This window comes from Bradyrhizobium sp. KZN70725 (genome assembly GCF_055264925.1).
Genome location: NZ_JBUYWT010000013.1, coordinates 65,711 through 87,730 on the forward strand (window position 1 = coordinate 65,711; position 22,020 = coordinate 87,730).

Genomic DNA, 22,020 nt, shown 5'->3' on the forward strand with positions numbered 1-22,020 from the left:
GGGCGCGGATACGCGATCAATCGCGGGTGAAACGGCGAAGTCCCGGTCTTGCGCCGAGCCTTCAGGCTCAGGCGGAAGCCGGGCCGCTAATCCGTATGATGCGCCGCGAAAACATGGGGTTTCCATAGCAGCCGGACGGGGAAATCGCAAAGCCCCCGGTGGCTCGCAGGGCCGCGCATGGCGCGGTTCAGGCCGGCCGTGCCCGGGCCGGATTTCCCGCCACGATCGCGCCGGGGGCGACGTTCCGTGTGACCACGCTGCCGGCCCCGACCAGGGCGCCGTCGCCGATCGTGATGCCGGGCAGAATGATGGCACCCCCGCCGATCCAGACGTCGCTGCCGATCCGGATCGGGCGGCCGAATTCCAGCCCGGCGCGGCGGGTTTCGGCATCGCGCGGGTGGTCGGCGGTATAGATCTGCACCGCGGGTCCGATCTGGGTCCGATCGCCGATCGCGACCTCGACGACGTCGAGGATGACGCAATTGAAGTTGAGGAACACGCCGTCGCCGAGGCTGATATTGCTGCCGTAATCGCAGAAGAACGGCGGGCGTATCACGGCATCCCTGCCGACCTTGCGGAAGCGCTCGCCGAGCAGCGCGTGCAACTCGGCCGCGGACGACGCGCCCGACGCATTGTAGCGTGCCATCCATTGTTCCGCCGCCGTATGCTCGGCGGCGAGCTCTGCATCCGGGCGATACAGCTCGCCCGCCAGCATTTTTTGCTTTTCAGTCCGGTTCAACCAATCACTCCGAGCTGCGGGAACGCGTCGGGCGCCGCGGCCAGCACCGCGCGCGCCTTGGCGCTGTCGTCATCCATCTGGCGTATCAACGCCTCGATGGTGTCGAATTTCAGCTCTTCGCGAATGAAACCGATGAATGCGACATCAAGGACCGCGTCGTACAGATCGCCCTTGAAGTCGAACAGGAACACCTCGAGCAGCGGCGCGCCGTTGTCGAAGGTCGGCCGGCGCCCGAAGCTTGCGACACCGTCGAACCGTTGCGAGCCCTTGCCGACCCGCACCGCGTAGATGCCGTGCTTCAAGCCGCAATGCTTGTCGAGGCGGATATTGGCGGTGGGGTAACCGAGATCTCGGCCGCGCTTCTCGCCGTGGACCACCTTGCCGGTGACGAACCACGGTCCGCCCAGCATCGTGGTCGCATCCGCGATCTCGCCTTCGGCGAGCGCCATGCGGATCGCGCTGGAGGAGACCGGGCGCTCCTCGATGTCGACATGGGCCTGCACATCGACCTCGATGCCGAGCCGCGGCGCTTCGCTGACCAGCAGGCTCGGCGAGCCGACCCGGCCCTTGCCGAAATGGAAGTCGTAGCCGACCGCGATCCCGCTGATGCCGAGCCGGCCGATCAGGTCATGGTGAATGAAATCCTGTGCCGTGGTACCGGCGCGCGCCTTGTCGAACGTCATGACGACGGCGCCCGCGAGGCCGGTGGCCGCGAGCAGCCGCAGCTTGTTGGTCTCGTCCGTGAGACGGAATTGCGGAGTGTTCGGGCTGAAGAAGCTGCGCGGATGCGGCTCGAAGGTCACGGCGAGCGCGGGCACGCCGCGCGCTCTGCCCATCGCAAGCGCCGCGCCGATCACGGCGCGGTGACCGAGATGGACGCCATCGAAATTCCCCATCGCGACCACGGCGCCTTTCGGAATGGCGCTTGCGGGGGTGTTGTCGCGGATAACGGTAAAGCCGGTGCTCATGAGCGGTATTCTTCAAGGATTCTTAAGCATGATTGGTGCGGGCCGGACCGTGACGCGGCGGCGGCGTGGAAGTCAAGGCTAACGAAAATCGCGTCAAATCCGTAACAATCCGGATTCAGCCGGTTAACGCGCTGTTTAACGGCTGCTGTTAGTCGTTGGCGGAAAGCTGCGTTTGTGCAGAAGCCAAGTTGCGTTTGTGTTTTGGGGGGAAAGATGGCGGTTGATTTGTCCATGCCGGTTCTGGTGGTTGATGATTACAGCACCATGATCCGCATCATCCGGAATCTTCTCAAGCAGCTTGGATTTGAAAATATCGACGATGCCTCCGACGGCTCCGCAGCGCTGAACAAGATGCGCGGCAAGAAGTATGGCCTGGTGATTTCCGACTGGAACATGGAGCCGATGACCGGCTACGACCTGCTCAAGGAAGTCCGCGCCGATCCCAACCTCGCGACCACGCCCTTCATCATGATCACGGCGGAATCCAAGACCGAGAACGTGATCGCGGCCAAGAAGGCCGGCGTGAACAACTACATCGTCAAGCCGTTCAATGCGGCCACGCTGAAGACCAAGATCGAGGCGGTGTTCCCGGACATGGCGACGGCATAACCGCCCGACATCGATCGCATCGGCTGAAATTCACGCATGCCCGGGCAGAAGCGCGTCTTCGCGCTAGATGTCCCGGGCATTTGCATTTGATCACGCTTCCCTTTACCCGCCCCGCTTGTGCAACACGAGGGGGAGGGCGGCTGCACGATTTCGGAATATTAGAAGAGTATCGCTGAGTTGCCCGACGTGTCAAGGCGACTGGTCGAACCCCGCGCGCCACGCGCTACTTTGCATGGGGTTGTTTTCGATATTTTGGCGGCGCGCCCCTTCACCTCGCCCCGCTTGCGGGGAGAGGTCGGATTGCATCGAGAGATGCAATCCGGGTGAGGGGGTAAGGTCTCTCGGCATCCGGCGCCTGGGGAGGCAGCCGCTCACCCAACCCTCCAAGAGCGAGCTTCGCTCGTCTCGACCCGGTGAAGAACGGGGCGAGGGACAGCGTCGCTTGCCGCTACCACTTCAGCTCGCGCATCAGCGCGCGGGGCGGATGGCCGAACAATTCCTTGATCGAGGCCGCATCGAGCTGCTCGATGCCCTCGAACTGTTCGGAATGGATGCCGCGCGTAACGAACAACAGATCGATGCCGAAGCCAAGGGCGCCGGTGAGATCGGTGCGCACGGAATCGCCGATCGCGAGCACCCGGCTGAGCTCGGTCGGACGCCCGCGGCGTTCGGTGGCCAGAGCCATGGCGCGCTCATAGATCGGCCGGTGCGGCTTGCCGTAGAAGATCACCTCGCCGCCGAGCTCGCGATAGAGTTCGGCGACCGCCCCGGCGCAATAGATCAGCCGGTCGCCGCGCTCGACCACGATATCGGGATTGGCGCACACCAGTGTGAGCTTGCGCTCGAGCGCCTTCAGCAGCGTGTCGCGATAGTCTTCGGCCGACTCGGTCTCGTCGTCGAACAGGCCGGTGCAGATGATGTAGTCGGCCTGCTCCAGCGGTACCAGCGTGGCGTCGAGGCCGCGGTGGATCGAGCTGTCGCGCTCCGGGCCGATCCAGAAGATCTTCTGGCCGGGATGATCGGCGACGAAGTGGCGCGTCAGGTCGCCCGAGGAGACGATCGCATCATAGGTCTCGTCGGCGACGCCGAGCTTGCGCAGCTGGCGCTGCACGGAATCGGCCGGCCGCGGCGCGTTGGTGATCAGGATGACCGTGCCGCCCTGCTGGCGGAAGGTGTGCAGTGCCTCGCAGGCCTCGGGAAAGGACTCGAGCCCGTTGTGCACGACGCCCCAGATGTCCGACAGCACCACATCGACGCCGCTGACGAGGTCGCGCAGCTGCTCCACGAAACGCAGTGAGGTCATGATGCAAATTGCCGGCTAATTTGGACCGAGGGCGCGGCGCGCCAGCGCGGCGCTGCCGGTTGCGCGTGGCGGAGCTGCGGGGCTGGAGACAGGGGCTGAAGTGCTGGCGCCATTAAGATCCTGGGGGTTGGTCTGCGGAGCCTCGGCGGTAGCAGATGCCCCCTCCGGCCGCAACGGCCGCGGCGGCGCGAACAGGAACCCCTGGCCGAACCGGACATCGTAGTCGAGCAGATCGACCACCGAGCGTTCGCCCTCGATCCGTTCGGCGATCAGGTCGATGCCGTAGCGGCCGAGCAGGTCGGACAGATCGGACGGATGGATATCGGTGCTCGCGATCTGCCTGGCGTCGAGCAGCAGCGCCGCCGGCACCTTGATGAAGCGGACGCCGCGATCGGCGAGCTCCCGCGGCTCGAGGCGAAGGTCGCTGACATGGTCGATCGAGAACCGGTAGCCGCGCTGTGCCAGCGCCGCGAGGTTTTCGCTCTCGGTCCCGCCGAGATTGCGGAAGGTCGCCTGCTTGAACTCGAGCACGAAGGACGGCGCCAGCGCGCGGTTGGCCTCGAGGAAGTCGAGACACTGGGTGAAATGCGCCTGGTTGGACAGCGTCGCCGCCGAGACGTTGCAGAACACGCCGACATCCTTGCTGCGGATCATCAGGCGGCGCAGCACGTGGACGCAGCGAAGCATCACCATGTGATCGATGCGGCCGATCAGGCCGCCGGCCTCGGCCGCCTCGATGAAATCCTCGGCGGCCAGCACCTGGTCGCGCTCGTCGCGCAGCCGCGTCACCGCCTCGTAGTAGCGCACCTTGCGCTGCGGCAGCGTCACCATCGGCTGCAGGTAGATGTCGAGGCGGTTCTCGTCGATGGCCTGCTTGATCGCGCCGATCAGCTGGGTCTGGCTGCGCGAGACCTCCGGCGGAGCCGCAGGTGGCGGCGGAGGCGCAACCACGACGGTCGGCGCCGTCGCAACCCGTTGCAGCACATCGTCACGCGGGGACGCGACCGGCTGCATCGCCGGAGCCGCCGCCAGCAGATCCTCATGATGCGCGACGGATGCCGCGAGCTGCCGCACCAGTCCGCCGAGTTCGCTGATCTCGCCGGCCATGCCCTGCATCCGGTCGGCGCCGGTGGAGTTGGCCGAGGCGACGCGGCCTTCGACCGCGGCCAGCCGGCGGCCGAATTCGGCGACCTGGCGGGCAAGGTCGGCGGTGCCGCGCGACAGATCCGCGATCTGGCCGCCGACGTCGCTGCGGTCACGCAGCCGCATCGAGACCGCGTTGTAGAGGATCAGGCAGGTGAGGGCGGTGAGCGCCACGATCGCCGATTCCGATCCGCTGATGCCCGCCACCGAATACAGCACGAAGCCGAGCGAGGCTGCGACCAGCACCATGCAGATGGCGATGAAGATCGTCGAAATGCGAATCATGTCGCGCGCCCGCGCCCTCTGTCCGAACGTCCCCGGACCGCGACCTTAGCACCATTGTTGATTCGACGGGCCAGCGATCTTCGGAACCGGCTGGAACTGCACACGATTTTCGCTTCGCCCGGATCGGGCTCCGTAAATCGCCGGAGCCGGCGGCGCCACGCCGGTCAGAGGTCCGCGGCAGCGATCCAGAACACCTCGCCCTCGGAGTCCTCGGTGTCGAGCCAGAGCAGCGGCAGGTTCGGATAGGCGGCCTCGAGATTGTCGCGGCCGCGGCCGATCTCGCAGAGCAGCCCGCCCTGCGGGGTCAGATGTTGCCTCGCCTCATCGAGCAGGCGGCGGACGATGTCGAGCCCGTCGGCGCCGCCATCGAACGCGATCTTCGGCTCGGCACGGCACTCGCGCGGCAACGCCGCCATGCCTTCGGCGTCGACATAGGGCGGGTTCGAGATGATGAGATCGTATCTGCTGCCGCCGAGCGGCTTGAACAGGTCGCCGCGATGGAGCGTCAGGCGATGGTCGAGGCCGTGGTCGGCGACGTTGCGCGCGGCGACCTCGAGCGCATCCTTTGAAATATCGACGGCATCGACTGCGGCGTTGGGGAAATGCCGGGCGGCCAGGATCGCGAGGCAGCCGGAGCCGGTGCAGAGGTCGAGCACGCGTTCGACCTCCTCGGGATCGCCGAGCAGCGAGGTGCCGTCCTCGTCGCCGCCGAAATGCGAATCCAGCAATTCGCCGATGAAGGAGCGCGGCACGATTGTGCGCTCATCGACATAGAACGGCAGGCCGCGCATATAGACCTTGTTGACGAGATAGGCGGCCGGCTTCCGCGTCGCGATCCGGCGCTCGATCAGGTCGAGGATCTGCTTGCCCTCGGCAATCGTGACGCGCGCGGTGGCAAAGTTCTCGAACTGATCGGGATGCAGGTGCAGCGTTTCGCAGATCAGGAACGCGGCCTCGGCCACCGGATCGGTGGTGCCGTGCGCGAACACGAGCTTGGCCGCGTTGAAGCGGCTCATGGCATAGCGCAGGAAATCGAACAGGGTGTGCAGCTCGCCGGCGCCGACTTTCGGCGCTTTCGGCACGGCGAGGCTGCGTTTGGCCGACACTTTGCTGCGCTTGGCCATCAGGATTTGGTCCAGCGCGCGGCGGCCGCGTCGTCATGGCCCTGCGCCTCGATCCAGCTCGCGCCGCGCGCGCTTTCCTCGCGCTTCCAGAACGGTGCGTTGGTCTTCAGATAGTCCATCAGGAACTCGGCGGCCTCGAACGCGGCCTGCCGGTGCGCCGAGGCGGTCACGACCAGCACGATGTTCTCGCCCGGCGCGATGCGGCCGAAACGATGGATGATGGTGAGGCCCTGCAACGGCCAGCGCGCCAGCGCCTCGTCGGCGTGGCGTCCAATCTCTGCTTCCGCCATTTCAGGATAATGTTCGAGCGTCAGCGCCGCGATCGGCTCGCCCTGTTCGCTGCCGCGGCAGATGCCGCTGAAGCTGACGACCGCGCCGACATCGATGCGGTCTCGGCTCAAGGCCGCGATCTCCTGCGCGACGTCGAAGTCGGCCTGCTGGATACGGATGGTCGCTGCGACGGTCATGTGGACTTCTTTGCTTGACGCGTTTTCTTCACGCGAACCGGTACCCACTTCGCTCGAAAACGCTATCCTAGCCGCCGGTCATTGGCGGAAAGAACGCGATCTCACGGGCGCCGGAGATCGCCGCGTCCGATTTGACATGGGCGTGGTCGATCGCGGCGCGGATCACCGTCGGCTTCTCGAAGGCATAGGCGTAGGCATCGTCGCGCGCCGCAAGCCAGCCGATCAGGTCGCCGACGGTGCGCACCTCAGCCGGCGGCTCGACGATCTCTTCAGCCTTGCCGACGCGTTCACGCACCCATGCGAAATATTTCAGCTTCATCCCTCATCCTCCTTGATGAGGTGATGGATGCCGGCCCGGAAATAATCCCAGCCGGTGTAGATCGTGAAGATCGCCGACATCCAGAGCAACACGATGCCGATCAAGGTGGTGGCAGGGAAGACCTGCTCGCCCGCTTCGCCGGCAATCAGAAAGCCGATCGCCACCAGCTGGATCGTCGTCTTCCATTTCGCCAGCTTGGTCACGGGAACGCTGACCCTGAGCCCTGCGAGATATTCGCGCAGGCCCGAGACCAGGATCTCACGGCACAGGATCACGATCGCCGCCCACAGCGTCCAGCCATGGATCGAATTGTCGGCGGCCAGCATCAAGAGGCTGGAGGCGACCAGGAGTTTGTCGGCGATCGGATCGAGCATCCGGCCGAAGGCGGACTGCTGGTCCCAGATCCGGGCATAATAGCCGTCGAGATAGTCGGTGATTCCCGCCGCAATGAACACGGCCAGCGCCACCCAGCGCAGCCACAACGGGCCGTCCAGGATCGATTGCCAGTAGACGCAGCCGATCACCACCGGGATCGCGGCGATCCGGGCGTAGGTCAGGATATTCGGGAGGGACATGGTCTTGGTCTGTCCCCGGGTCGTGGCGATGTTCATCCGTTCTACCAATACCGCTGAAGCGAGAAGGTCAACCGTGCGGAGGCGTCAAGCGCGACCAGATTGCGCTGCATCGTCGTAGCGCCTTAGCTCGTTGTTTAAGCATGATCTTTTCGGATAACTGCCTCACACTTTTCCGCATCATGCCCTAGATGCCCTGTCGCAGGCGACGCCCTGATGACTCGCCTTTGGTTTAACCCGGCTGGGCGTGGAAAAACTCGAAAATCTTGCGGGCGCTCTCGGCGCTGACGCCGGGAACCTTGCCGAGGTCGGCGATCGAGGCCCGCTCGATCTCCTTGAGCGTACCGAAGTGGTGCAGCAAGGCACGCTTGCGGGACGGGCCGATGCCCGGGATCTCCTGCAGTCCGGCCTCGCGGATGTCCTTCTTGCGCAGCTTGCGGTGCGAGCCGATCACGAAGCGGTGGGCCTCGTCGCGCAGCCGCTGGATGAAATACAGCACCGGGTCGCGGGGCTCCAGCTTGATGGCCTCGCGGTCGGGCATGAACAAGGTTTCGCGCCCGGCATCGCGCTCCGGACCCTTGGCCACCGCCATCAGCGAGACCTCGGTCAGCCCGAGATTCTGGAAGATCTCCCGGACCGCGTTGAGCTGGCCGCGGCCGCCGTCGATGATGACGAGGTCGGGCCATTGCGGGAACGAATCGTCATCCGCTTTCGTCTTGGCTGCGGCCTCGCCCTCCGGCGGCTTCAGCAACCGCTTGAAGCGGCGTTCCAGCACCTCGCGCATCATTCCGTAATCGTCGCCCGGCGTCAGCCCTTCGGACTTGATGTTGAACTTGCGGTACTGGTTCTTCATGAACCCGTCGGGTCCCGCCACGATCATCGCGCCGACCGCGTTGGTGCCCTGGATGTGGCTGTTGTCGTAGACCTCGATCCGCTTGGGTGTGTGCGGCAGGCCGAGCGTCGAGACCATGCCCTCCAGCAGCCGGCTTTGCGTCGCGGTATCGGCGAGCTTGCGGCCGAGCGCCTCGCGCGCGTTGGTGAGGGCGTGGCCGATCAGCTCCTTCTTCTCGCCGCGCTTCGGCACGGTGACCTCGACCTTGGATCCGGCCTTGACCGACAGCGCGTCGGCGAGCAACGCGCTTTCCTCGATCTCGTGCGAGAGCAGGATCAGCTTCGGCGGCGGCTTGTCGTCGTAGAATTGCGCGAGGAACGAGGACAGCACCTCCTCGGGCGTGAAGCTCTTCTCGGCCTTCGGGAAATAGGCGCGGTTGCCCCAGTTCTGGCCGGTGCGGAAGAAGAACACCTCGACGCAGGAGTAGCCGCCCTCCTGGTGGATTGCGAACACATCGGCCTCTTCGACCGTGCGCGGATTGATGCCCTGCTGCGACTGGATCGCCGACAGCGCCGCGAGACGGTCGCGGTACAGCGCTGCGGTTTCGAACTCGAGCTCGCCGGAGGCCTTCTCCATCTCGGCCGCGAGCAGCTCCTTCACGGCGTGGCTGCGGCCGGAGAGGAATTCGGTCGCCTCGCGCACCAGTTCGCTATAGCCGGGGAAGTCGATCTCGCGCGTGCAGGGACCGGCGCAGCGCTTGATCTGATAGAGCAGGCAGGGCCGGCTGCGGCTTTCGAAGAAGCCGTCGGTGCAGGAGCGGATCAGAAACGCGCGCTGCAGCGCCGTGATGGTGCGGTTGACTGCGCCTGCGTTGGCGAACGGGCCGAAATAGCGCCCGGGCCGCGACTGCGCGCCGCGATGCTTGAGGATCTGCGGCGCCCAATGGTCGCCGGTGATCAGAATATAGGGAAACGACTTGTCGTCGCGCAGCTGCACATTGAAGCGCGGACGGAGCTGCTTGATCAGATTGGCTTCGAGCAGCAGCGCCTCGGTCTCGGTCATGGTCGAGACGATCTCGACCTGCGTGGTCGCCGCGATCATGCGCAGGATCCGCGCCGGCAGCGGCGCGTTGGCCCGCGCATAGGACGACAGCCGCTTTTTGACGTTCTTCGCCTTGCCGACATAGAGCACGTCGTTGGCGGCGTTGAGCATGCGGTAGACGCCGGGCGAGGTCGGGGCGAGGCGGACCGCGTTCTCGATCGCGGCATGCCCGACCGAGAGCGTGCCCTCGGCGACCGCCTCGGCGGCGTCCTCCGAAGTCTCGGGCAGGCGCGCCTCGTCCTCCTCCTCGGCGGCGGAGGTTTCGGGATCGACGTCACTTGTATCGAGCGTCAGATCGTCCTGCGGCAGGTCGGACTTCGAACCGCGCCGTGGTTTGGGGGCAGCCTTGGAGTCAACCTTGGAGTCAACCGTGGGGGCCGGCGTCGGGCGCTCGGGAGAATCGTGAACCATGGGCCGTAAACTAAGTGCTTGGGCGAGCGGTCGCCAGCGTTGACGGCACCTACAAAAAGCACCTCGATTGCAGGAGGTTACCGGCCCCGCACGGGCGCCGGGAAGGGGTGCGTAACACCTTGTTAAGACTGATGAGCGGGCCGGTAACCGGGCTTAACAGCCCTTTAACTTAAAACTCTCGATAAACCTTAGCGAAAAAAGTGGAATTCCGTAACCACGCCGGCCCTCGCCGGCGGGCGGCGGCAGTTGCGTTCTGGAGAGTACCAATGACCCGGTTTGTTGCGCGTGCGCTGGCACTGATCGTTGCAGGCTGGACGACCTCGGCCGCGTCGGCCGACCTCAATTACGGATCGCCCTATACCGTCTATCAGCCGCTCAATGCCTATAGCTGGGCCGGGCCCTATCTCGGCGGCAATGTCGGCTATGGCTGGGGCTCGGTGGAGAACAACCCGACCAAGCCGTCCGGTTTCGTCGGCGGTGTACAGGCCGGCTACAACTTCCAGAACGGCTCCCCCTGGGTGTTCGGTATCGAGGCCGATATCCAGGGCACCACAGCCGACGACCGGTTCGCGCCGTGGAAGTTCTCCAACCCGTGGTTCGGCACGGTGCGCGGCCGCGCCGGCTATGCGGTCAATAACGTGCTGTTCTACGCGACCGGCGGTCTCGCCTTCGGCGAGCTGCGCGGCGAGACGTTCGGCATCACGGAGAGCCACACCAATGCGGGCTTCACCGTCGGTGCCGGCGCCGAAATGGGCTTTGCCCCGCACTGGAGCGCCAAGATCGAGTATCTCTACGTCGACCTTGCCAACAGCAATTTCACGATCACCGGTGGCGTGTCGAACGGCTACAGCTTCAGCCTGGTTCGCGCCGGCATCAACTATCACTTCTGAGAACAAGAAAACGTCGACCATCAACTCCCGGCCGCGCCTAGCGCGGCCGGGTTTTTCTTTGTGTTGATGATCTCAACGTCGCGCATGCGACATGCATGCCGCGGCGTGCGCGAATCCAATCGGTGGGCCGCACGTGTGGGATATGCGGCTCCGCCGGTCGCGTCCGCATCATGCAGGTGGTCATCCAGCGAGCGCCAGCCACGCGCTCGGCAGCCAACTCACACGCAACGCCTCATTCGGTGTTCATTCCGAGCCGCGCATCGCGAGCGCTCGTCATGAGACCACCAGGTTGACCGCCTTCGGGCCCTTGCCCTTCTTGTCGGGCTCAACCTCGAACGTAATGCGTTGTCCTTCAGTCAGGTCCTTCAATCCTGCACGCTCGACAGCTGTGATGTGAACGAACACATCGCGGCCGCCATCATCAGGCTTGATGAAGCCGTAGCCACGCTCTCCGTTGAAGAACTTGACTGTCCCAGTCATGGCCATCGGGAAACTCCTCCCCCGTATTGCTCCACCGCTACGCGCACGCCGCGTAGCGGTTGACCGACATTCGCTTGTCGGAAGCTTGGCCACCTGAACAGGCCGGCGTCACGCCGCCGGTCTGCCTGGATTTATTTCGGCCTTGTCACTCCGCCGCAACCATTCGCGGAAGCGGAACGTAAAGCCAGTCGTAACAGGATGAGCATAATACGGTTCCGCGCAAATTGCCTATGCTCAAAATTGAACTTTTCAGTAGGAGGTTGTCGATCATGGTTTAGGCGTCTCGAGTCTGAAGCGTCCCGCGCCGCCTTGACCGAGCGGCTTCTCGAGTTCGGGCAGGATGATCTTCAACTCATTCGCCAGCGTCCACGGCGGATTCACCAGCAAAAGCCCTGTGGAAACGAGGCCTGCGCCTGCTTCTTGCGGTGCCACACTGAATTCCAATCGCAGGCATTTGCCGGCGGGCCGGCTGCTTGCTGCTGCAGCAGCCACACTGCGCGTTAGCTCATCGGTGGCTCTCCGGGTTTTTACGGGGTACCACAAAAGATACGAGCCGGTCGGCCACTTCGCGTACGCTTCCGTGAAAGCACTGGCCAGCCGCTCGAACTCGTCCTTCGCTTCGAACGGCGGATCGATCAGCACCAGGCCGCGCCGTTCGTTCGGCGGCACGAATGCGGGCAGCGCCATCCAGCCGTCGAGATCGACGACGCGCGCTTGCGCGTCGCGTCGCAGCGCGTCGATCAGTTGTTTGCGCGCCGTCGGTTCGATCTCGCAGGCGGTGAGGCGATCTTGCGGACGCAGCAGCGCCCGCGCGATCAACGGCGAACCAGGATAGGCTTTCAGCTCGCCTTTCGGATTGAATGCTCTGACGATGTCGAGATAGGGCGCGATCAGCGGCAATGCCTGGTCGGAGAGCCGCGCCTGCATCAGCCGCGCGATGCCGGTGAGCCATTCGCCGCCGCGCTGCGCTTCGCTCGACGTCAAATCATAGAGACCGGCGCCGGCATGGGTGTCGATGACGCGGAACGGCGCCGGCTTGTCCTGCAGATAGGTGAGCATGCGCACCAGCACGATGTGCTTGATGACGTCGGCAAAGCTGCCGGCATGAAAGGCGTGACGGTAGTTCATGTGATGATCGTGCTGCGCTCCCAAAGGGTGCGCATGTTGTACTCGTCATGCCCGGGCTTGTCCCGGCCTTCGCTAAAGCTTCGGCGGGGGTAACGTCCGAGCTCGGCGAAGCCTTGGCGTAGCCGGCTCCCGGGCATCTGCGCCTTATCTTGCTTGTTTCGCGATGGCGCAGGTGGCCGGGACATGCTGCGCGACGACGCGCAGCGCGGGTCTGCCGGCCATGACCCAGAGTTTCAGCCGCCGCGAACCGGCGGCATCAGCACCTGATCGCGGCGGCAGGCGCGGCGGTCGATTTCCTCGCAGGAGCGGAATTGCAGATCCTTGCTGAGGCAGATCCGCACCTCGCTGAGCCGCTTGCTGTCGCAGGTCACCGAGATCGCGGAGTTGCTGAGGCCCGGATTGACCTTGATGAATGCCGTCTCCAGCTCGTCGGGCGCGACCGTCTTCGGCTCCGACAATTGCAGGAATTCCTCGGGGATCTTCACCGTGGCGCGGGCCTTGCGGATGGCTTCGAAATAGGCGCGCTCGCCGAGACCGGAGCAGGTGCCGTGCTTGTCCCACTCGTTGTAGATCAGCCCGGGCGCCGGCATCAGGTCGAGCATCGAGCTCATGATGCTGCGGGCGAGTCGCGGCGAAGGCCGCTGGCAGTATTCCGGAAAGCCCCGCTCATATTGCGGCCACAGGCCGTGCACCACGAAGGAATATGGCCGTCCGCCGCATTGCGCCTGCGTGCCGCGGCCGTTGTTGCCGCGCTCGCTCGCCGCCTCGCAGAACGAGGGCGACCACGACAGCGACAGCACATAGAAATCGAACTCACCGGGCGCATTCTGGCGGCGATCCTGGGCCGACGCCCCGACCGCACCGCACAGAATAATGGCAACCGAAATCAAAAATCGGGAAATCGTGTCCAACCGAGGCATCAAAACGCTCCCTCACTCGACCGCCCAGAGCCTAGCAGGCCGCGAGAACATTTCAAGAACAAAAAGCCGCCGTCCAAATGGCGGCGGCTCCTGCTTTAGCAATCTGGTCGGAGATCAGGGCCGCGCGGCCTTGCAGGACGGGTTATAGGTCCAGTTGCGGTCGAGCCCCGCGACGCACCATTCGACGCCCTGATTGATGCTGGCAAAGCCGCCGTCCTCGATGATCGAATAGTGCACCTTGCGCACTTTGCCGTCGCTCAGCATCGCCTCGCCCGTGCAATAACGGCGCGGGATATTGTCGGACTGCCAGGGGCGGAAGGCGGTTTCGTGAATCCCGTTGAAGCCGGTGATCACGAGCGGCGAATTCCAGAAGGTGGCTTCCTTTTCCTGGAATTGCGTGCTGATGACCGTCAGGGCCTTCTCGCATGGGGCCACATTGCCGTCATAGCGCGGGCCGGACAGCCAGAAGTTCATTTCGAGCGGATTGGCGGCTTGGGCCGTACCCCCGAAAGCCAGCAGGCCGACCACGAGTGCGGCGCCGAGGCCGAGCTTGCGGCCGAGTTTATTGCGGGAGTTGAACAGGTTGCGCATGGGAATCCACCCGATTATCCGATGCCGCGGACGGTGCCGCGAAGCCCCGGCAAGGTCAAGTGCAGGGCGGCAACACCTGCGGAGAAGTCCACTTTGGGGAGCCGGCTCGTTCTTTTCACGGTCGCCGGCGCACTCTATGTTGGCTCGAAGCGAAATGGAGTCTGCGATGCGAAGGAAATTGGCCGCGTGCTTGGTTGCCGTTTGCGGGATGCTGGCCGTTGTGCCGGCGCGGGCGGATTGGATGCAGCCGGTACCGCCGTTCAAGGGCAATGATACCGGCGGTATCATCGCCTATACGCTGGCGACCCAGAGCGACGCCCGGCAACTCGCAGTCGATCACTGCGCCTCCTACGGCAAGGTGGTTAAGTTCCTTGCGATGCAGAACTATCCGGGCGGCTACATCTCTTTCGCCTGTCGCTGGGTGCCCTATGGCGCAGCCCAGAGGCCGCTGCGCACGCTCTACTGAGCGCGCACCGGATATTTCGATCGTTCAGCCGGGAGCCGACCGCATGACCCGACAGCTTGCCTTGCTTGGTTCGGCTGTGTGCCTTGTCCTGTCCGCTGGCGCCGCAAGTGCCGTCGACCTGCCGATCCGCAAGGCCGGTCTGTGGGAGATGAAGATGGTGCGCACCGGCGGGCCGATGCCCGAAATCACCATGCAGCACTGCACCGACGAGACCACCGACAAGGAGATGAGCGCGGCGGCCTCGCCGATGGCCAAGGAAGTCTGCTCGAAGCAGGATATCCAGAAGACCGCGACCGGCTATGTCAGCGACAGCGTCTGCAGCGTCGCCGGCATGACGATGCAGAGCCATGCCGAGATCGTCGGCGATTTTAATTCCGCCTACACGGTGAAGAGCACCTCGCATGCCGAGGGCGGCGCGGCCGGCTCGCGCGACACCACGATGACCATCGAGGCGAAATGGCTCGGCGCCTGCAAGAGCGACCAGAAGGCCGGCGACATCATCATGCCCGGCGGCATGAAGATGAACGTCAAGGACATGGAAAAGCTGAAGGGCCTCCTGCCCAAGCAGAAGTAGCGCGCAGCGCATCCGGCTGTTGCCGCGCGCCTGAATGCATCGCCTCGCACGCTGAGAGGCTGCGCCGCTTGCCGCACCATCATTTCGAGTAGCTCGCGACAAAATTGCAAAGCAATCTTGCGCGGAGGCGATGTGCAATCCATCCGATCCCTCCCCGTCATCCCCGCGCAAAGGCGAAGCCTTTGCGCGGAGATGACGGTTCACCGCGTTCGTGCGCTCCTTGGCGCGCGATGACGTCGACGGGATGCAACATCATCGAATGATCGCCGCGTGCTCCCGCGTTCGAGACTCTCTGCGAGAGACGACGCGCATCGCATTCGCATTCGTTGTGTCGAAAGCCTGACGCGCCAACATGTCGTTTTGAATCGTTCCAGCGTTGCGCATCTTGAATCACTCCAGTGTTGCGCTTCGTTTCTGCTTCCATCGATTCTATTTTGCGCGTGTGGAATTTCGATCATCCCGCCGATAGAAGTCAGCCCCAATCGATGCCGGCCTTGTCGCAAACGCGGCTCGATCGATGTCGGCGTAAGGCAATGTGGGGATTTGTTCGGTGGGAATGGCTTCGTTGCGGAGCAAGCGCGGCTTGCTCGCATCAACGGCTGCGATTAATGCGGCGCTGCTCGGTTCGGTCATACTTGTGCCAATGGGCACAGACGTCGCCACCGCTCAGGCGCAGACAAGTCCTCCGCAGAACAATGTCAGCGAACTTCCCGCAGTGACGGTGGATGAACCTGGCGCCGCAAAAAAGCGCGGTGCCGTCGTTTCAAGTCAGAATACCAGGACTTCGCGCGCGGTCGCGGCGAACCGGCGCCGCAGTGCCTCGGCGTCCGCCCAGAGTCAGGCTCCGCGGTCGCAAGGCACAGGTGGCGCGATCGGTACGACGACGGGTTACGTCGCGACCGCCAGCACTGCCGGCACCAAGACCAGCACGGCGCTGATCGAGACGCCGCAGTCGCTTTCGGTCGTCACGCAAAAGGAGCTAAGGGATCGCAACGTTCAGACGCTCAAGGACGCCGTCAGCTACACGCCGGGCGTGACGACCACGGCGTTCGGCTATGATCCAAGGTTCGATAGTTTCTACATCCGTGGCTTCGACGCGACCTATACAGGGATCTATCGCGACGGCCTGCGCCAGGGCGGCGGCAACTTCGCAATTCCCAAGATCGAACCTTACGGTCTCGACAGCGTGTCGATCCTCCGCGGTCCAGCCTCGGGCCTCTATGGCCTCGGCTCTCCGGGAGGCATCGTGGATGTCACGACCAAGCGGCCGCCGTTGACGGCATTCGGTGAGGTGCAGCTGCAGGGCGGCACCTACGACCGTTACCAGGGCAGTTTCGATGTCGGTGGTCCGGTGCCCGGCAGCGATCAGCTGTACTACCGGCTGACGGGTCTGCTTCGCGACGCAAAGACCTGGTATCCGGGCAACGACGACGATCGCGCCTATATCGCGCCGGCGCTGACCTGGCGGCCCGACGCCGACACGTCCTTCACCATCCTGAGCGAATATCAAAGCAGCCGAACCGCCGCAAGCATCGGCAACTTCCGCACGCCCGACGGACAATTGACCAACATCTACTCGAATGATCCGGCGTTCAGCGCCATGGATCAGAAGCAATATCGCATCGGCTACGCGTTCGAGCACAATGTCGACGATGTGTGGACGGTGCGGCAGAACTTCCGCTTCTACCAGGTCGACGTCGACGCGAAATACACCCAGATCGATTCAATCGACAGCAGCACCAATCTGGCGTCGCGGTCCGCGTGGCGGATCCTGGACAGCTTCAACACGGTGACGCTCGACAATCAGGCCGAGGCCAAGTTCATGCTCGGCGCGATCAAGAATACCGTGCTGTTCGGCGTCGACTACGGTCACTCCTACTACAACGACAAGATCGGTTACGGCCCGGCGCCCGATCTCAATCTCCTGACCATGAACTACGGCGCCCAGGCCATCGCGACGCCGGCATTCTCGATCTTCAACAAGCAGTCGACCGACGAGGTCGGTGTCTATGCGCAGGAGCAGGCCAAGCTCGGAGGCTTTATTCTGACGCTCAACGGCCGCCAGAGCTGGGTGTCGCAGACCACGACCGCGGGTCTCGACGGCGTGCCGTCAACGCAGAAGGCGACCGCCTTCACGGGCCGTGCGGGCCTGAGCTACGTCTTCGACAACGGCATTGCGCCCTATATCAGCTACGCGACGGCATTCGCCCCGCAGGTCGGCGTCGACGCATCCGGATTGCCGTTCAGGCCGACCACCGGCGAGCAGAAGGAAGTGGGCATCAAGTACCAGATGCCGAACGTTCCGGTGCTGTTGACCGCCGCGGTGTTCGACATCACGCAGGACAATGTGCTGCGTACCGATCCGAACAACATGGCATTCCAGGCAGCGACCGGGCAGGTCGAATCCAAGGGTGTGGAACTCGAGGCGAAGCTCGCGCTCAAGCAGGGATTTGATCTCACCGCCGCCTACACCCATCTCAACGTCGTGATCACGCAGGGCAATCCCGATACGACCGGCAATGAGCTCTCCGGCATTCCGGGGAATTCCTTCGCCGCCTTCGGCAAGTATACGTTCCAGTCCGGCGTGCCCGTCGAAGGCCTCGGGCTTGGTCTCGGCGTGCGTTATATCGGCACGAACTTCGGTAACGACCAGAACACGTTCCAGAACGCTGCGACGACGTTGTTCGATGCGGTGATCGATTACGATCTGGGCAAGCTGGACCGGCGCTTCCTCGGCGCCACGATGCGCGTCAACGCGACCAATCTGTTCGACACGCACTACCAGACCTGCCAGTCCGGTTACTGTTATGCCGGCGAACGGCGGCAGGTCATCGGCACCTTGTCCTACCGCTGGTAGGTTACACCGGCACCCGCACGACGGCGCGCAAGCCGCCCATCGGACTTTCGCTGAGCATGATGTCGCCGCCATGCGAGCGGGCGATGTCGCGGGCGATCGCAAGCCCGAGCCCGGTGCCGCCTTCGTCCTGGTTGCGGGCATCGTCGAGCCGCAGGAACGGCTTGAACACTTCCTCGCGCATGTCGGCGGGGATGCCCGGCCCGTCGTCGTCGACCGTGACGTTGAGATAGCGATGGTCGCGATGGCCGGTGATCGAGATGGTGTTGGCGTGGCGCGCCGCGTTGGAGACGAGATTGGCGAGACAGCGCTTGAACGAGGCCGGCTTCACCGTGACGACGGGCAGGCCGTGGAATGCAACGGTCGCGGTGTGGCCGTGGCGTTCGGCGTCGCTGCGCAATTCCTCCAGCGCCAACGCCATGTCGGTCGGCTGCGCGACCTCGCCGGAATCGCCGCGCGCGAAGGCGAGATAATCCTCCAGCATCATCGACATCTCGTCGACGTCCTTGCGCATCGCCTCGATCTCGGGGCCTTCGCCGATCAGGGCAAGCTCGAGCTTGAACCGGGTCAGGATGGTGCGCAGATCGTGCGATACGCCGGCGAGCATCGCGGTGCGCTGCTCGATCGAACGTTCGACGCGCGCCTTCATCTCGATGAAGGCCTGCGCCGCGCGCCGCACCTCGCGCGCGCCGCGCGGCCGGAAGTTCGGTGCCTCGCGGCCCTTGCCGAAACTTTCGGCGGCGTCGGCGAGCCGCAGGATCGGCTTGATCTGATTGCGCAGGAACAGCACGGCGACGATCAGGAGGATCGTCGAGGTGCCGAGCATCCAGAAGATGAAGATCTCCGAATTGGAGGCGTAGGCCGCGCTGCGCTGGGCGAAGATCCGCATCACCGAATCGTCGAGCTGCACGCGGATCTCGACCAAATTGGATTTACCGACGGTGTCGATCCAGAACGGGCGGCTGATCTGGCGGCCGAGCTGCACCGACAGCGTCTGGTCGAGCAGCGAGAAGAACGGCTTCGGCCCCGGCGGCGGCATGTCGCCGGCGGGAAGGAAATCGACCACCAGCTGCAGTTTCTGGGCGATGCGGCGAAGCTGCGCGCGGTCCTTGTCCTGCGGGTAGCTCTTGTAGACGTCGATCAGCGCGGCGATATCGGACACCACCGCGGCCGACAGGCGCCGCGTCACCGTGTTCCAGTGCCGCTCCATGAACACGAACGCCACCACGGTCTGCAGGATCACCATCGGCACGATCATGATCAACAGCGCGCGGGCATAGAGGCCGGTCGGCATCCAGCTCTTGAACGCGTTGCCCATCCAGCCGTTCGCCTTCGAGACGCGCTGCGAGGCGTTGCGGATCAGGGTCAGGCCGGAGTCGAGCGTGCTCATGTTCGATACTTATAGAGCGATGGGATTTCGTAGCCCGGATGAGCGAAGCGATATCCGGGGCTTGCCAACCCCGCATATCGCTTCGCTCATGCGGGCTACTTTCTGGGTCATGCTCAGGGCGAAGCCACCAGGCGATAGCCGATGCCGCGCACCGCCTGCAGAAACAGCGGATTGGCAGGATCGTGCTCGATCTTGCGGCGCAGGCGGTTGATCTGCACGTCGACCGCGCGTTCGTTGACGGTGCCGCCGGAGGTCAACTCGGCGCGCGGCACGGTCTCGCCGGGCGCGCTGGCGAGGATGCGCAGCATCTCGCGCTCGCGATCGGTGAGGTGGATGATCTCCTCGCCCTGACGCAGTTCGCTGCGCTCGATGTGGAAAATATAGGGGCCGAACGCGATCTGCTCGACGACCGCGACCTGCGGCGGCGCGGTGCGCTTGAGGATATTGCCGATCCGGAGTACCAGCTCGCGCGGCTCGAATGGCTTGGCGACATAATCGTCGGCGCCGATCTGCAGGCCCTCGATGCGGGCTTCCGCCTCGTGGCGGGCGGTCAGCATGATGATCGGCACCGTCGAGGAGCTGCGGATGAAGCGGGCGAGGTCGAAGCCGTTCTCGCCGGGCATCATCACGTCGAGGATCAGCAGGTCGAAATGCAGCCCGAGCAGCTTGGCGCGCGCATCGGTGGCGCTCATTGCCGTCGTGACCCGGTAGCCTTCGCCGGAGAGAAAGCGCGACAACAGGTCGCGAATGCGGCGGTCGTCGTCGACCAGCAGAAGATGCGGCGCGTCGTCGGCCGGCTCGACCGGCGCGCGCATCATGGTTGCAGCCTGCACCAGCTCACTCCCTCGTTTTTCTGCCGCCGCCGAAGATCGCTTCGAGCACCTTGTCGGGATCGTCGCGGTCGATCATCGCGCGGAGGAATTGGCGAACCGTCTCGAGGCCGGCCGGATCGATGCCGGCGACCGCGCGGTTGATGCGGTCGGTCTGCAGCCCCGCGAGCTTGGCGACCAGCGCCTCGCCCTTCGGTGTGGCGTAGAGCAGGCGCTGCCGGCGGTCGTTGTTGCCGGTCTTCTGCACGATATAGCCCTCGTCCAGGAGCTGCTTGAGCACGCGCCCGAGCGACTGCTTGGTGATGCGCAGGACGTCGAGCAGGTCGGCGACCTTCAGCCCCGGATAGCGGGTCACGAAGTGGATGACGCGGTGGTGGGCGCGGCCGAAGCCGAACGCCTCCAGCTCCTGGTCGGCATCGCCGACAAAGTCGCGGTAGGCGAAGAACAACAGCTCGATGATATCCCAGCGCAGGTCGCGCGCCCCCGCCGCCGGGGCGTTGTCGTCTCCCTGCGAATCGGGCTTGGCAGCCATGCCTGAGAAATTTATGTCAGTCATATTGACGTATCTTGGGTTCAATGTTACAAAACTGCCGGTCACGACGAAACATTAGGTCGTTTTGTCCTCGACAGCGTTTAAGGCGGCCTGAACGAGCCTGTGAGGCGGTTTGGGCCGCAAATTGGACTACCGTGCGATTGTCGAGCGGCATTTCGGCAAACATACTGGACTTCAGCATTCCGCAAAAGCATGTCTAAACGGCATGTTGGCGATGGAAGCCGGCGGCGTGGCCGGCGGTGGTGAAGTTCGGGCCAGCCGAGCCTGATGGCTCCGGGGGAAACAGGCCGGCGCCGGGTATCGCGCCGGTTCCGACAGCGGAAAGCAAGAAAAATGACTTTGAAATTTGACATCCAGCCTTCGCCGAATGCGACGTCCGACAAGGATCGCGCGGCGAAGCTCGTGGACCCCGGCTTCGGCCGGGTCTTTACCGATCACATGGCGATCGTCCGCTACAGCCAGGGCAAGGGCTGGCACAGCGCCCGCGTCGAGGCCCGCGCCAATTTTCCGCTCGATCCGGCCGGCGCGGTGCTGCACTACGCCCAGGAAATTTTCGAAGGCCTCAAGGCCTACAAGCGCGACGACGGCGGCGTGAACCTGTTTCGGCCGGACGCCAACGCCCGCCGCTTCCATGATTCGGCCGAGCGCATGGCGATGGCGCCGTTGCCCGAGGATTTGTTCATCGATGCGGTCGAGCAGTTGGTGCGGATCGATCGCGCCTGGATCCCGGGCGGCGAGGGCAGTCTCTATCTGCGGCCCTTCATGATCGCGAGCGAGGTCTTCCTCGGCGTGAAGCCGTCGGCCGAATACATCTTCTCGGTCATCGCCTCGCCGGTCGGTTCCTATTTCAAGGGCGGCCCTGCGCCGGTGTCGATCTGGGTGTCGGAGAATTACACGCGCGCCGCAATCGGCGGCACCGGCGCCGTCAAATGCGGCGGCAACTACGCCGCCAGCCTGCGCGCGCAGGCCGAGGCGATCGAACGGGGCTGCGACCAGGTCGTGTTCCTCGATGCGGTCGAGCGCCGCTACATTGAGGAGCTCGGCGGCATGAACGTGTTCTTCGCGTTCGACGACGGCTCGCTGCTGACGCCGCCGCTCGGCACCATCCTGCCCGGCATCACCCGCGACTCGATCATCGCGCTTGCCAAGGATGCCGGCACGCGTGTGCGCGAGGAGCCCTATACGATCCAGCAATGGCGCGCTGACGCCGCCAGCGGCAAGCTGAAGGAGGCGTTCGCCTGCGGCACCGCGGCCGTCATCTCGCCGATCGGCAAGGTGTGCTCGGCGAGCGGCGATTTCCAGATCAGCGGCGGCGTGGCCGGCCCGGTCGCCATGGGCCTGCGCAAGAAGCTGGTCGACATCCAGTACGGTCGCACCAACGACCCGCATAACTGGATCAGGAACGTCGCCTGACGCGCGGGCTGTACGGTAGGCACTCTCTCTCGCTCCCTCGCCCCGCTCTTGCGGGGAG

At 64.4% G+C, this 22,020-nt stretch carries 23 protein-coding genes; 6 read left to right on the top strand and 17 right to left on the bottom strand.

Annotated elements, in window-relative coordinates:
* Positions 1–187: 187 nt before the first annotated feature.
* Both ACZBJS_RS15020 and ACZBJS_RS15025 read right to left on the bottom strand, forming a co-directional pair.
* Positions 188–739: a sugar O-acetyltransferase gene (locus ACZBJS_RS15020; protein ID WP_168856566.1), complete on the bottom strand. Its 552-nt coding sequence runs from the start codon at positions 737–739 to the stop codon at positions 188–190.
* On the bottom strand, positions 736–1,707 hold the full coding sequence (locus tag ACZBJS_RS15025; protein WP_076825550.1) for a bifunctional riboflavin kinase/FAD synthetase: 972 nt from the start codon (positions 1,705–1,707) through the stop codon (positions 736–738). Before ACZBJS_RS15025 ends, ACZBJS_RS15020 begins: the two co-directional genes overlap by 4 nt.
* Before the next feature lie 213 nt (positions 1,708–1,920).
* On the opposite strand from ACZBJS_RS15025, the gene ACZBJS_RS15030 reads away from it, so the two are divergent.
* Positions 1,921–2,316: a response regulator gene (locus tag ACZBJS_RS15030; RefSeq protein ID WP_016844467.1), complete on the top strand. Its 396-nt coding sequence runs from the start codon at positions 1,921–1,923 to the stop codon at positions 2,314–2,316.
* A gap of 448 nt (positions 2,317–2,764) precedes the next feature.
* Here the strand turns inward: ACZBJS_RS15030 and ACZBJS_RS15035 are convergent, their stop codons facing one another.
* The 7 genes from ACZBJS_RS15035 to uvrC form a co-directional block, all read right to left on the bottom strand.
* Positions 2,765–3,619 carry a TIGR01459 family HAD-type hydrolase gene (locus ACZBJS_RS15035; protein ID WP_463438853.1) on the bottom strand — a complete coding sequence of 285 codons (855 nt, stop codon included), beginning with the start codon at positions 3,617–3,619 and terminating at the stop codon, positions 2,765–2,767.
* Positions 3,620–3,634: 15 nt separating this feature from the next.
* A complete protein-coding gene (locus ACZBJS_RS15040) occupies positions 3,635–5,047 on the bottom strand; it encodes an EAL domain-containing protein (protein WP_316395522.1) in 1,413 nt (470 codons plus the stop codon).
* A gap of 164 nt (positions 5,048–5,211) precedes the next feature.
* Positions 5,212–6,171, bottom strand: a complete 960-nt coding sequence (gene prmB / locus ACZBJS_RS15045) for a 50S ribosomal protein L3 N(5)-glutamine methyltransferase (RefSeq protein ID WP_316395523.1) — start codon at positions 6,169–6,171, stop codon at positions 5,212–5,214.
* A complete protein-coding gene (locus ACZBJS_RS15050) occupies positions 6,171–6,638 on the bottom strand; it encodes a molybdenum cofactor biosynthesis protein MoaE (protein WP_316395524.1) in 468 nt (155 codons plus the stop codon). Before ACZBJS_RS15050 ends, prmB begins: the two co-directional genes overlap by 1 nt.
* Positions 6,639–6,705: 67 nt before the next feature.
* Positions 6,706–6,957 (bottom strand): molybdopterin converting factor subunit 1, encoded by a 252-nt coding sequence (gene moaD / locus ACZBJS_RS15055; RefSeq protein WP_028333074.1) that lies wholly within the window; start codon positions 6,955–6,957, stop codon positions 6,706–6,708.
* Positions 6,954–7,568 (bottom strand): CDP-diacylglycerol--glycerol-3-phosphate 3-phosphatidyltransferase, encoded by a 615-nt coding sequence (gene pgsA, locus ACZBJS_RS15060; protein WP_057016624.1) that lies wholly within the window; start codon positions 7,566–7,568, stop codon positions 6,954–6,956. Before pgsA ends, moaD begins: the two co-directional genes overlap by 4 nt.
* Before the next feature lie 193 nt (positions 7,569–7,761).
* Entirely contained in the window at positions 7,762–9,873 is a 2,112-nt protein-coding gene (gene uvrC, locus ACZBJS_RS15065) for an excinuclease ABC subunit UvrC (protein WP_463438854.1), read from the bottom strand.
* 266 nt (positions 9,874–10,139) lie between these two features.
* Here uvrC and ACZBJS_RS15070 point away from each other — a divergent pair, with 266 nt between their 5' ends.
* Positions 10,140–10,763 carry an outer membrane protein gene (locus tag ACZBJS_RS15070; protein ID WP_016844476.1) on the top strand — a complete coding sequence of 208 codons (624 nt, stop codon included), beginning with the start codon at positions 10,140–10,142 and terminating at the stop codon, positions 10,761–10,763.
* Positions 10,764–11,036: 273 nt separating this feature from the next.
* Here the strand turns inward: ACZBJS_RS15070 and ACZBJS_RS15075 are convergent, their stop codons facing one another.
* The 4 genes from ACZBJS_RS15075 to ACZBJS_RS15090 form a co-directional block, all read right to left on the bottom strand.
* Positions 11,037–11,249, bottom strand: coding sequence for a cold-shock protein (locus ACZBJS_RS15075; protein ID WP_016844477.1), 213 nt, complete (start codon positions 11,247–11,249; stop codon positions 11,037–11,039).
* Positions 11,250–11,510: 261 nt separating this feature from the next.
* Positions 11,511–12,371 (bottom strand): 23S rRNA (adenine(2030)-N(6))-methyltransferase RlmJ, encoded by an 861-nt coding sequence (locus ACZBJS_RS15080; protein WP_057016622.1) that lies wholly within the window; start codon positions 12,369–12,371, stop codon positions 11,511–11,513.
* A gap of 233 nt (positions 12,372–12,604) precedes the next feature.
* Positions 12,605–13,291: a ribonuclease T2 family protein gene (locus ACZBJS_RS15085; RefSeq protein WP_057016621.1), complete on the bottom strand. Its 687-nt coding sequence runs from the start codon at positions 13,289–13,291 to the stop codon at positions 12,605–12,607.
* Between the two features lie 114 nt (positions 13,292–13,405).
* Positions 13,406–13,882, bottom strand: coding sequence for a hypothetical protein (locus tag ACZBJS_RS15090; RefSeq protein ID WP_057016620.1), 477 nt, complete (start codon positions 13,880–13,882; stop codon positions 13,406–13,408).
* Positions 13,883–14,048: 166 nt separating this feature from the next.
* On the opposite strand from ACZBJS_RS15090, the gene ACZBJS_RS15095 reads away from it, so the two are divergent.
* On the top strand, positions 14,049–14,348 hold the full coding sequence (locus ACZBJS_RS15095) for a hypothetical protein (RefSeq protein WP_028341043.1): 300 nt from the start codon (positions 14,049–14,051) through the stop codon (positions 14,346–14,348).
* A gap of 43 nt (positions 14,349–14,391) precedes the next feature.
* On the top strand, positions 14,392–14,922 hold the full coding sequence (locus ACZBJS_RS15100) for a DUF3617 domain-containing protein (RefSeq protein ID WP_018269802.1): 531 nt from the start codon (positions 14,392–14,394) through the stop codon (positions 14,920–14,922).
* Between the two features lie 157 nt (positions 14,923–15,079).
* Here ACZBJS_RS15100 and ACZBJS_RS15105 read toward each other — a convergent pair whose 3' ends face one another.
* Complete coding sequence (locus tag ACZBJS_RS15105; RefSeq protein WP_316395526.1) at positions 15,080–15,346, bottom strand: hypothetical protein; 267 nt, start codon at positions 15,344–15,346, stop codon at positions 15,080–15,082.
* A 219-nt stretch (positions 15,347–15,565) separates the two neighbouring features.
* Here ACZBJS_RS15105 and ACZBJS_RS15110 point away from each other — a divergent pair, with 219 nt between their 5' ends.
* The gene (locus tag ACZBJS_RS15110; RefSeq protein WP_316395527.1) at positions 15,566–17,779 is read left to right on the top strand and encodes a TonB-dependent siderophore receptor; all 2,214 of its coding nucleotides are present in this window, start codon (positions 15,566–15,568) and stop codon (positions 17,777–17,779) included.
* Position 17,780: 1 nt separating this feature from the next.
* On the opposite strand, the gene ACZBJS_RS15115 is transcribed toward ACZBJS_RS15110, so the two are convergent.
* The 3 genes from ACZBJS_RS15115 to ACZBJS_RS15125 all read right to left on the bottom strand — a co-directional run bounded on the left by ACZBJS_RS15115 (position 17,781) and on the right by ACZBJS_RS15125 (position 20,552).
* Complete coding sequence (locus ACZBJS_RS15115; protein ID WP_057016618.1) at positions 17,781–19,166, bottom strand: ATP-binding protein; 1,386 nt, start codon at positions 19,164–19,166, stop codon at positions 17,781–17,783.
* Positions 19,167–19,279: 113 nt separating this feature from the next.
* The gene (locus tag ACZBJS_RS15120; protein ID WP_038377300.1) at positions 19,280–19,984 is read right to left on the bottom strand and encodes a response regulator; all 705 of its coding nucleotides are present in this window, start codon (positions 19,982–19,984) and stop codon (positions 19,280–19,282) included.
* A gap of 19 nt (positions 19,985–20,003) precedes the next feature.
* The gene (locus ACZBJS_RS15125; protein WP_410469710.1) at positions 20,004–20,552 is read right to left on the bottom strand and encodes a MarR family winged helix-turn-helix transcriptional regulator; all 549 of its coding nucleotides are present in this window, start codon (positions 20,550–20,552) and stop codon (positions 20,004–20,006) included.
* A gap of 330 nt (positions 20,553–20,882) precedes the next feature.
* Between ACZBJS_RS15125 and ACZBJS_RS15130 the strand changes: the two genes are divergently transcribed.
* On the top strand, positions 20,883–21,962 hold the full coding sequence (locus tag ACZBJS_RS15130) for a branched-chain amino acid aminotransferase (protein WP_225645612.1): 1,080 nt from the start codon (positions 20,883–20,885) through the stop codon (positions 21,960–21,962).
* Positions 21,963–22,020: the final 58 nt, after the last annotated feature.

Bases quoted from the DNA above. Each gene is read 5' to 3' on its own strand.
- ACZBJS_RS15025 (WP_076825550.1), bottom strand. From the start codon at position 1,707: ATGAGCACCGGCTTTACCGTTATCCGCGACAACACCCCCGCAAGCGCC.
- ACZBJS_RS15030 (WP_016844467.1), top strand. From the start codon at position 1,921: ATGGCGGTTGATTTGTCCATGCCGGTTCTGGTGGTTGATGATTACAGC.
- ACZBJS_RS15035 (WP_463438853.1), bottom strand. From the start codon at position 3,619: ATGACCTCACTGCGTTTCGTGGAGCAGCTGCGCGACCTCGTCAGCGGC.
- ACZBJS_RS15040 (WP_316395522.1), bottom strand. From the start codon at position 5,047: ATGATTCGCATTTCGACGATCTTCATCGCCATCTGCATGGTGCTGGTC.
- prmB (WP_316395523.1), bottom strand. From the start codon at position 6,171: ATGGCCAAGCGCAGCAAAGTGTCGGCCAAACGCAGCCTCGCCGTGCCG.
- ACZBJS_RS15050 (WP_316395524.1), bottom strand. From the start codon at position 6,638: ATGACCGTCGCAGCGACCATCCGTATCCAGCAGGCCGACTTCGACGTC.
- moaD (WP_028333074.1), bottom strand. From the start codon at position 6,957: ATGAAGCTGAAATATTTCGCATGGGTGCGTGAACGCGTCGGCAAGGCT.
- pgsA (WP_057016624.1), bottom strand. From the start codon at position 7,568: ATGAACATCGCCACGACCCGGGGACAGACCAAGACCATGTCCCTCCCG.
- uvrC (WP_463438854.1), bottom strand. From the start codon at position 9,873: ATGGTTCACGATTCTCCCGAGCGCCCGACGCCGGCCCCCACGGTTGAC.
- ACZBJS_RS15070 (WP_016844476.1), top strand. From the start codon at position 10,140: ATGACCCGGTTTGTTGCGCGTGCGCTGGCACTGATCGTTGCAGGCTGG.
- ACZBJS_RS15075 (WP_016844477.1), bottom strand. From the start codon at position 11,249: ATGGCCATGACTGGGACAGTCAAGTTCTTCAACGGAGAGCGTGGCTAC.
- ACZBJS_RS15080 (WP_057016622.1), bottom strand. From the start codon at position 12,371: ATGAACTACCGTCACGCCTTTCATGCCGGCAGCTTTGCCGACGTCATC.
- ACZBJS_RS15085 (WP_057016621.1), bottom strand. From the start codon at position 13,291: ATGCCTCGGTTGGACACGATTTCCCGATTTTTGATTTCGGTTGCCATT.
- ACZBJS_RS15090 (WP_057016620.1), bottom strand. From the start codon at position 13,882: ATGCGCAACCTGTTCAACTCCCGCAATAAACTCGGCCGCAAGCTCGGC.
- ACZBJS_RS15095 (WP_028341043.1), top strand. From the start codon at position 14,049: ATGCGAAGGAAATTGGCCGCGTGCTTGGTTGCCGTTTGCGGGATGCTG.
- ACZBJS_RS15100 (WP_018269802.1), top strand. From the start codon at position 14,392: ATGACCCGACAGCTTGCCTTGCTTGGTTCGGCTGTGTGCCTTGTCCTG.
- ACZBJS_RS15105 (WP_316395526.1), bottom strand. From the start codon at position 15,346: ATGGAAGCAGAAACGAAGCGCAACACTGGAGTGATTCAAGATGCGCAA.
- ACZBJS_RS15110 (WP_316395527.1), top strand. From the start codon at position 15,566: ATGGGCACAGACGTCGCCACCGCTCAGGCGCAGACAAGTCCTCCGCAG.
- ACZBJS_RS15115 (WP_057016618.1), bottom strand. From the start codon at position 19,166: ATGAGCACGCTCGACTCCGGCCTGACCCTGATCCGCAACGCCTCGCAG.
- ACZBJS_RS15120 (WP_038377300.1), bottom strand. From the start codon at position 19,984: ATGATGCGCGCGCCGGTCGAGCCGGCCGACGACGCGCCGCATCTTCTG.
- ACZBJS_RS15125 (WP_410469710.1), bottom strand. From the start codon at position 20,552: ATGACTGACATAAATTTCTCAGGCATGGCTGCCAAGCCCGATTCGCAG.
- ACZBJS_RS15130 (WP_225645612.1), top strand. From the start codon at position 20,883: ATGACTTTGAAATTTGACATCCAGCCTTCGCCGAATGCGACGTCCGAC.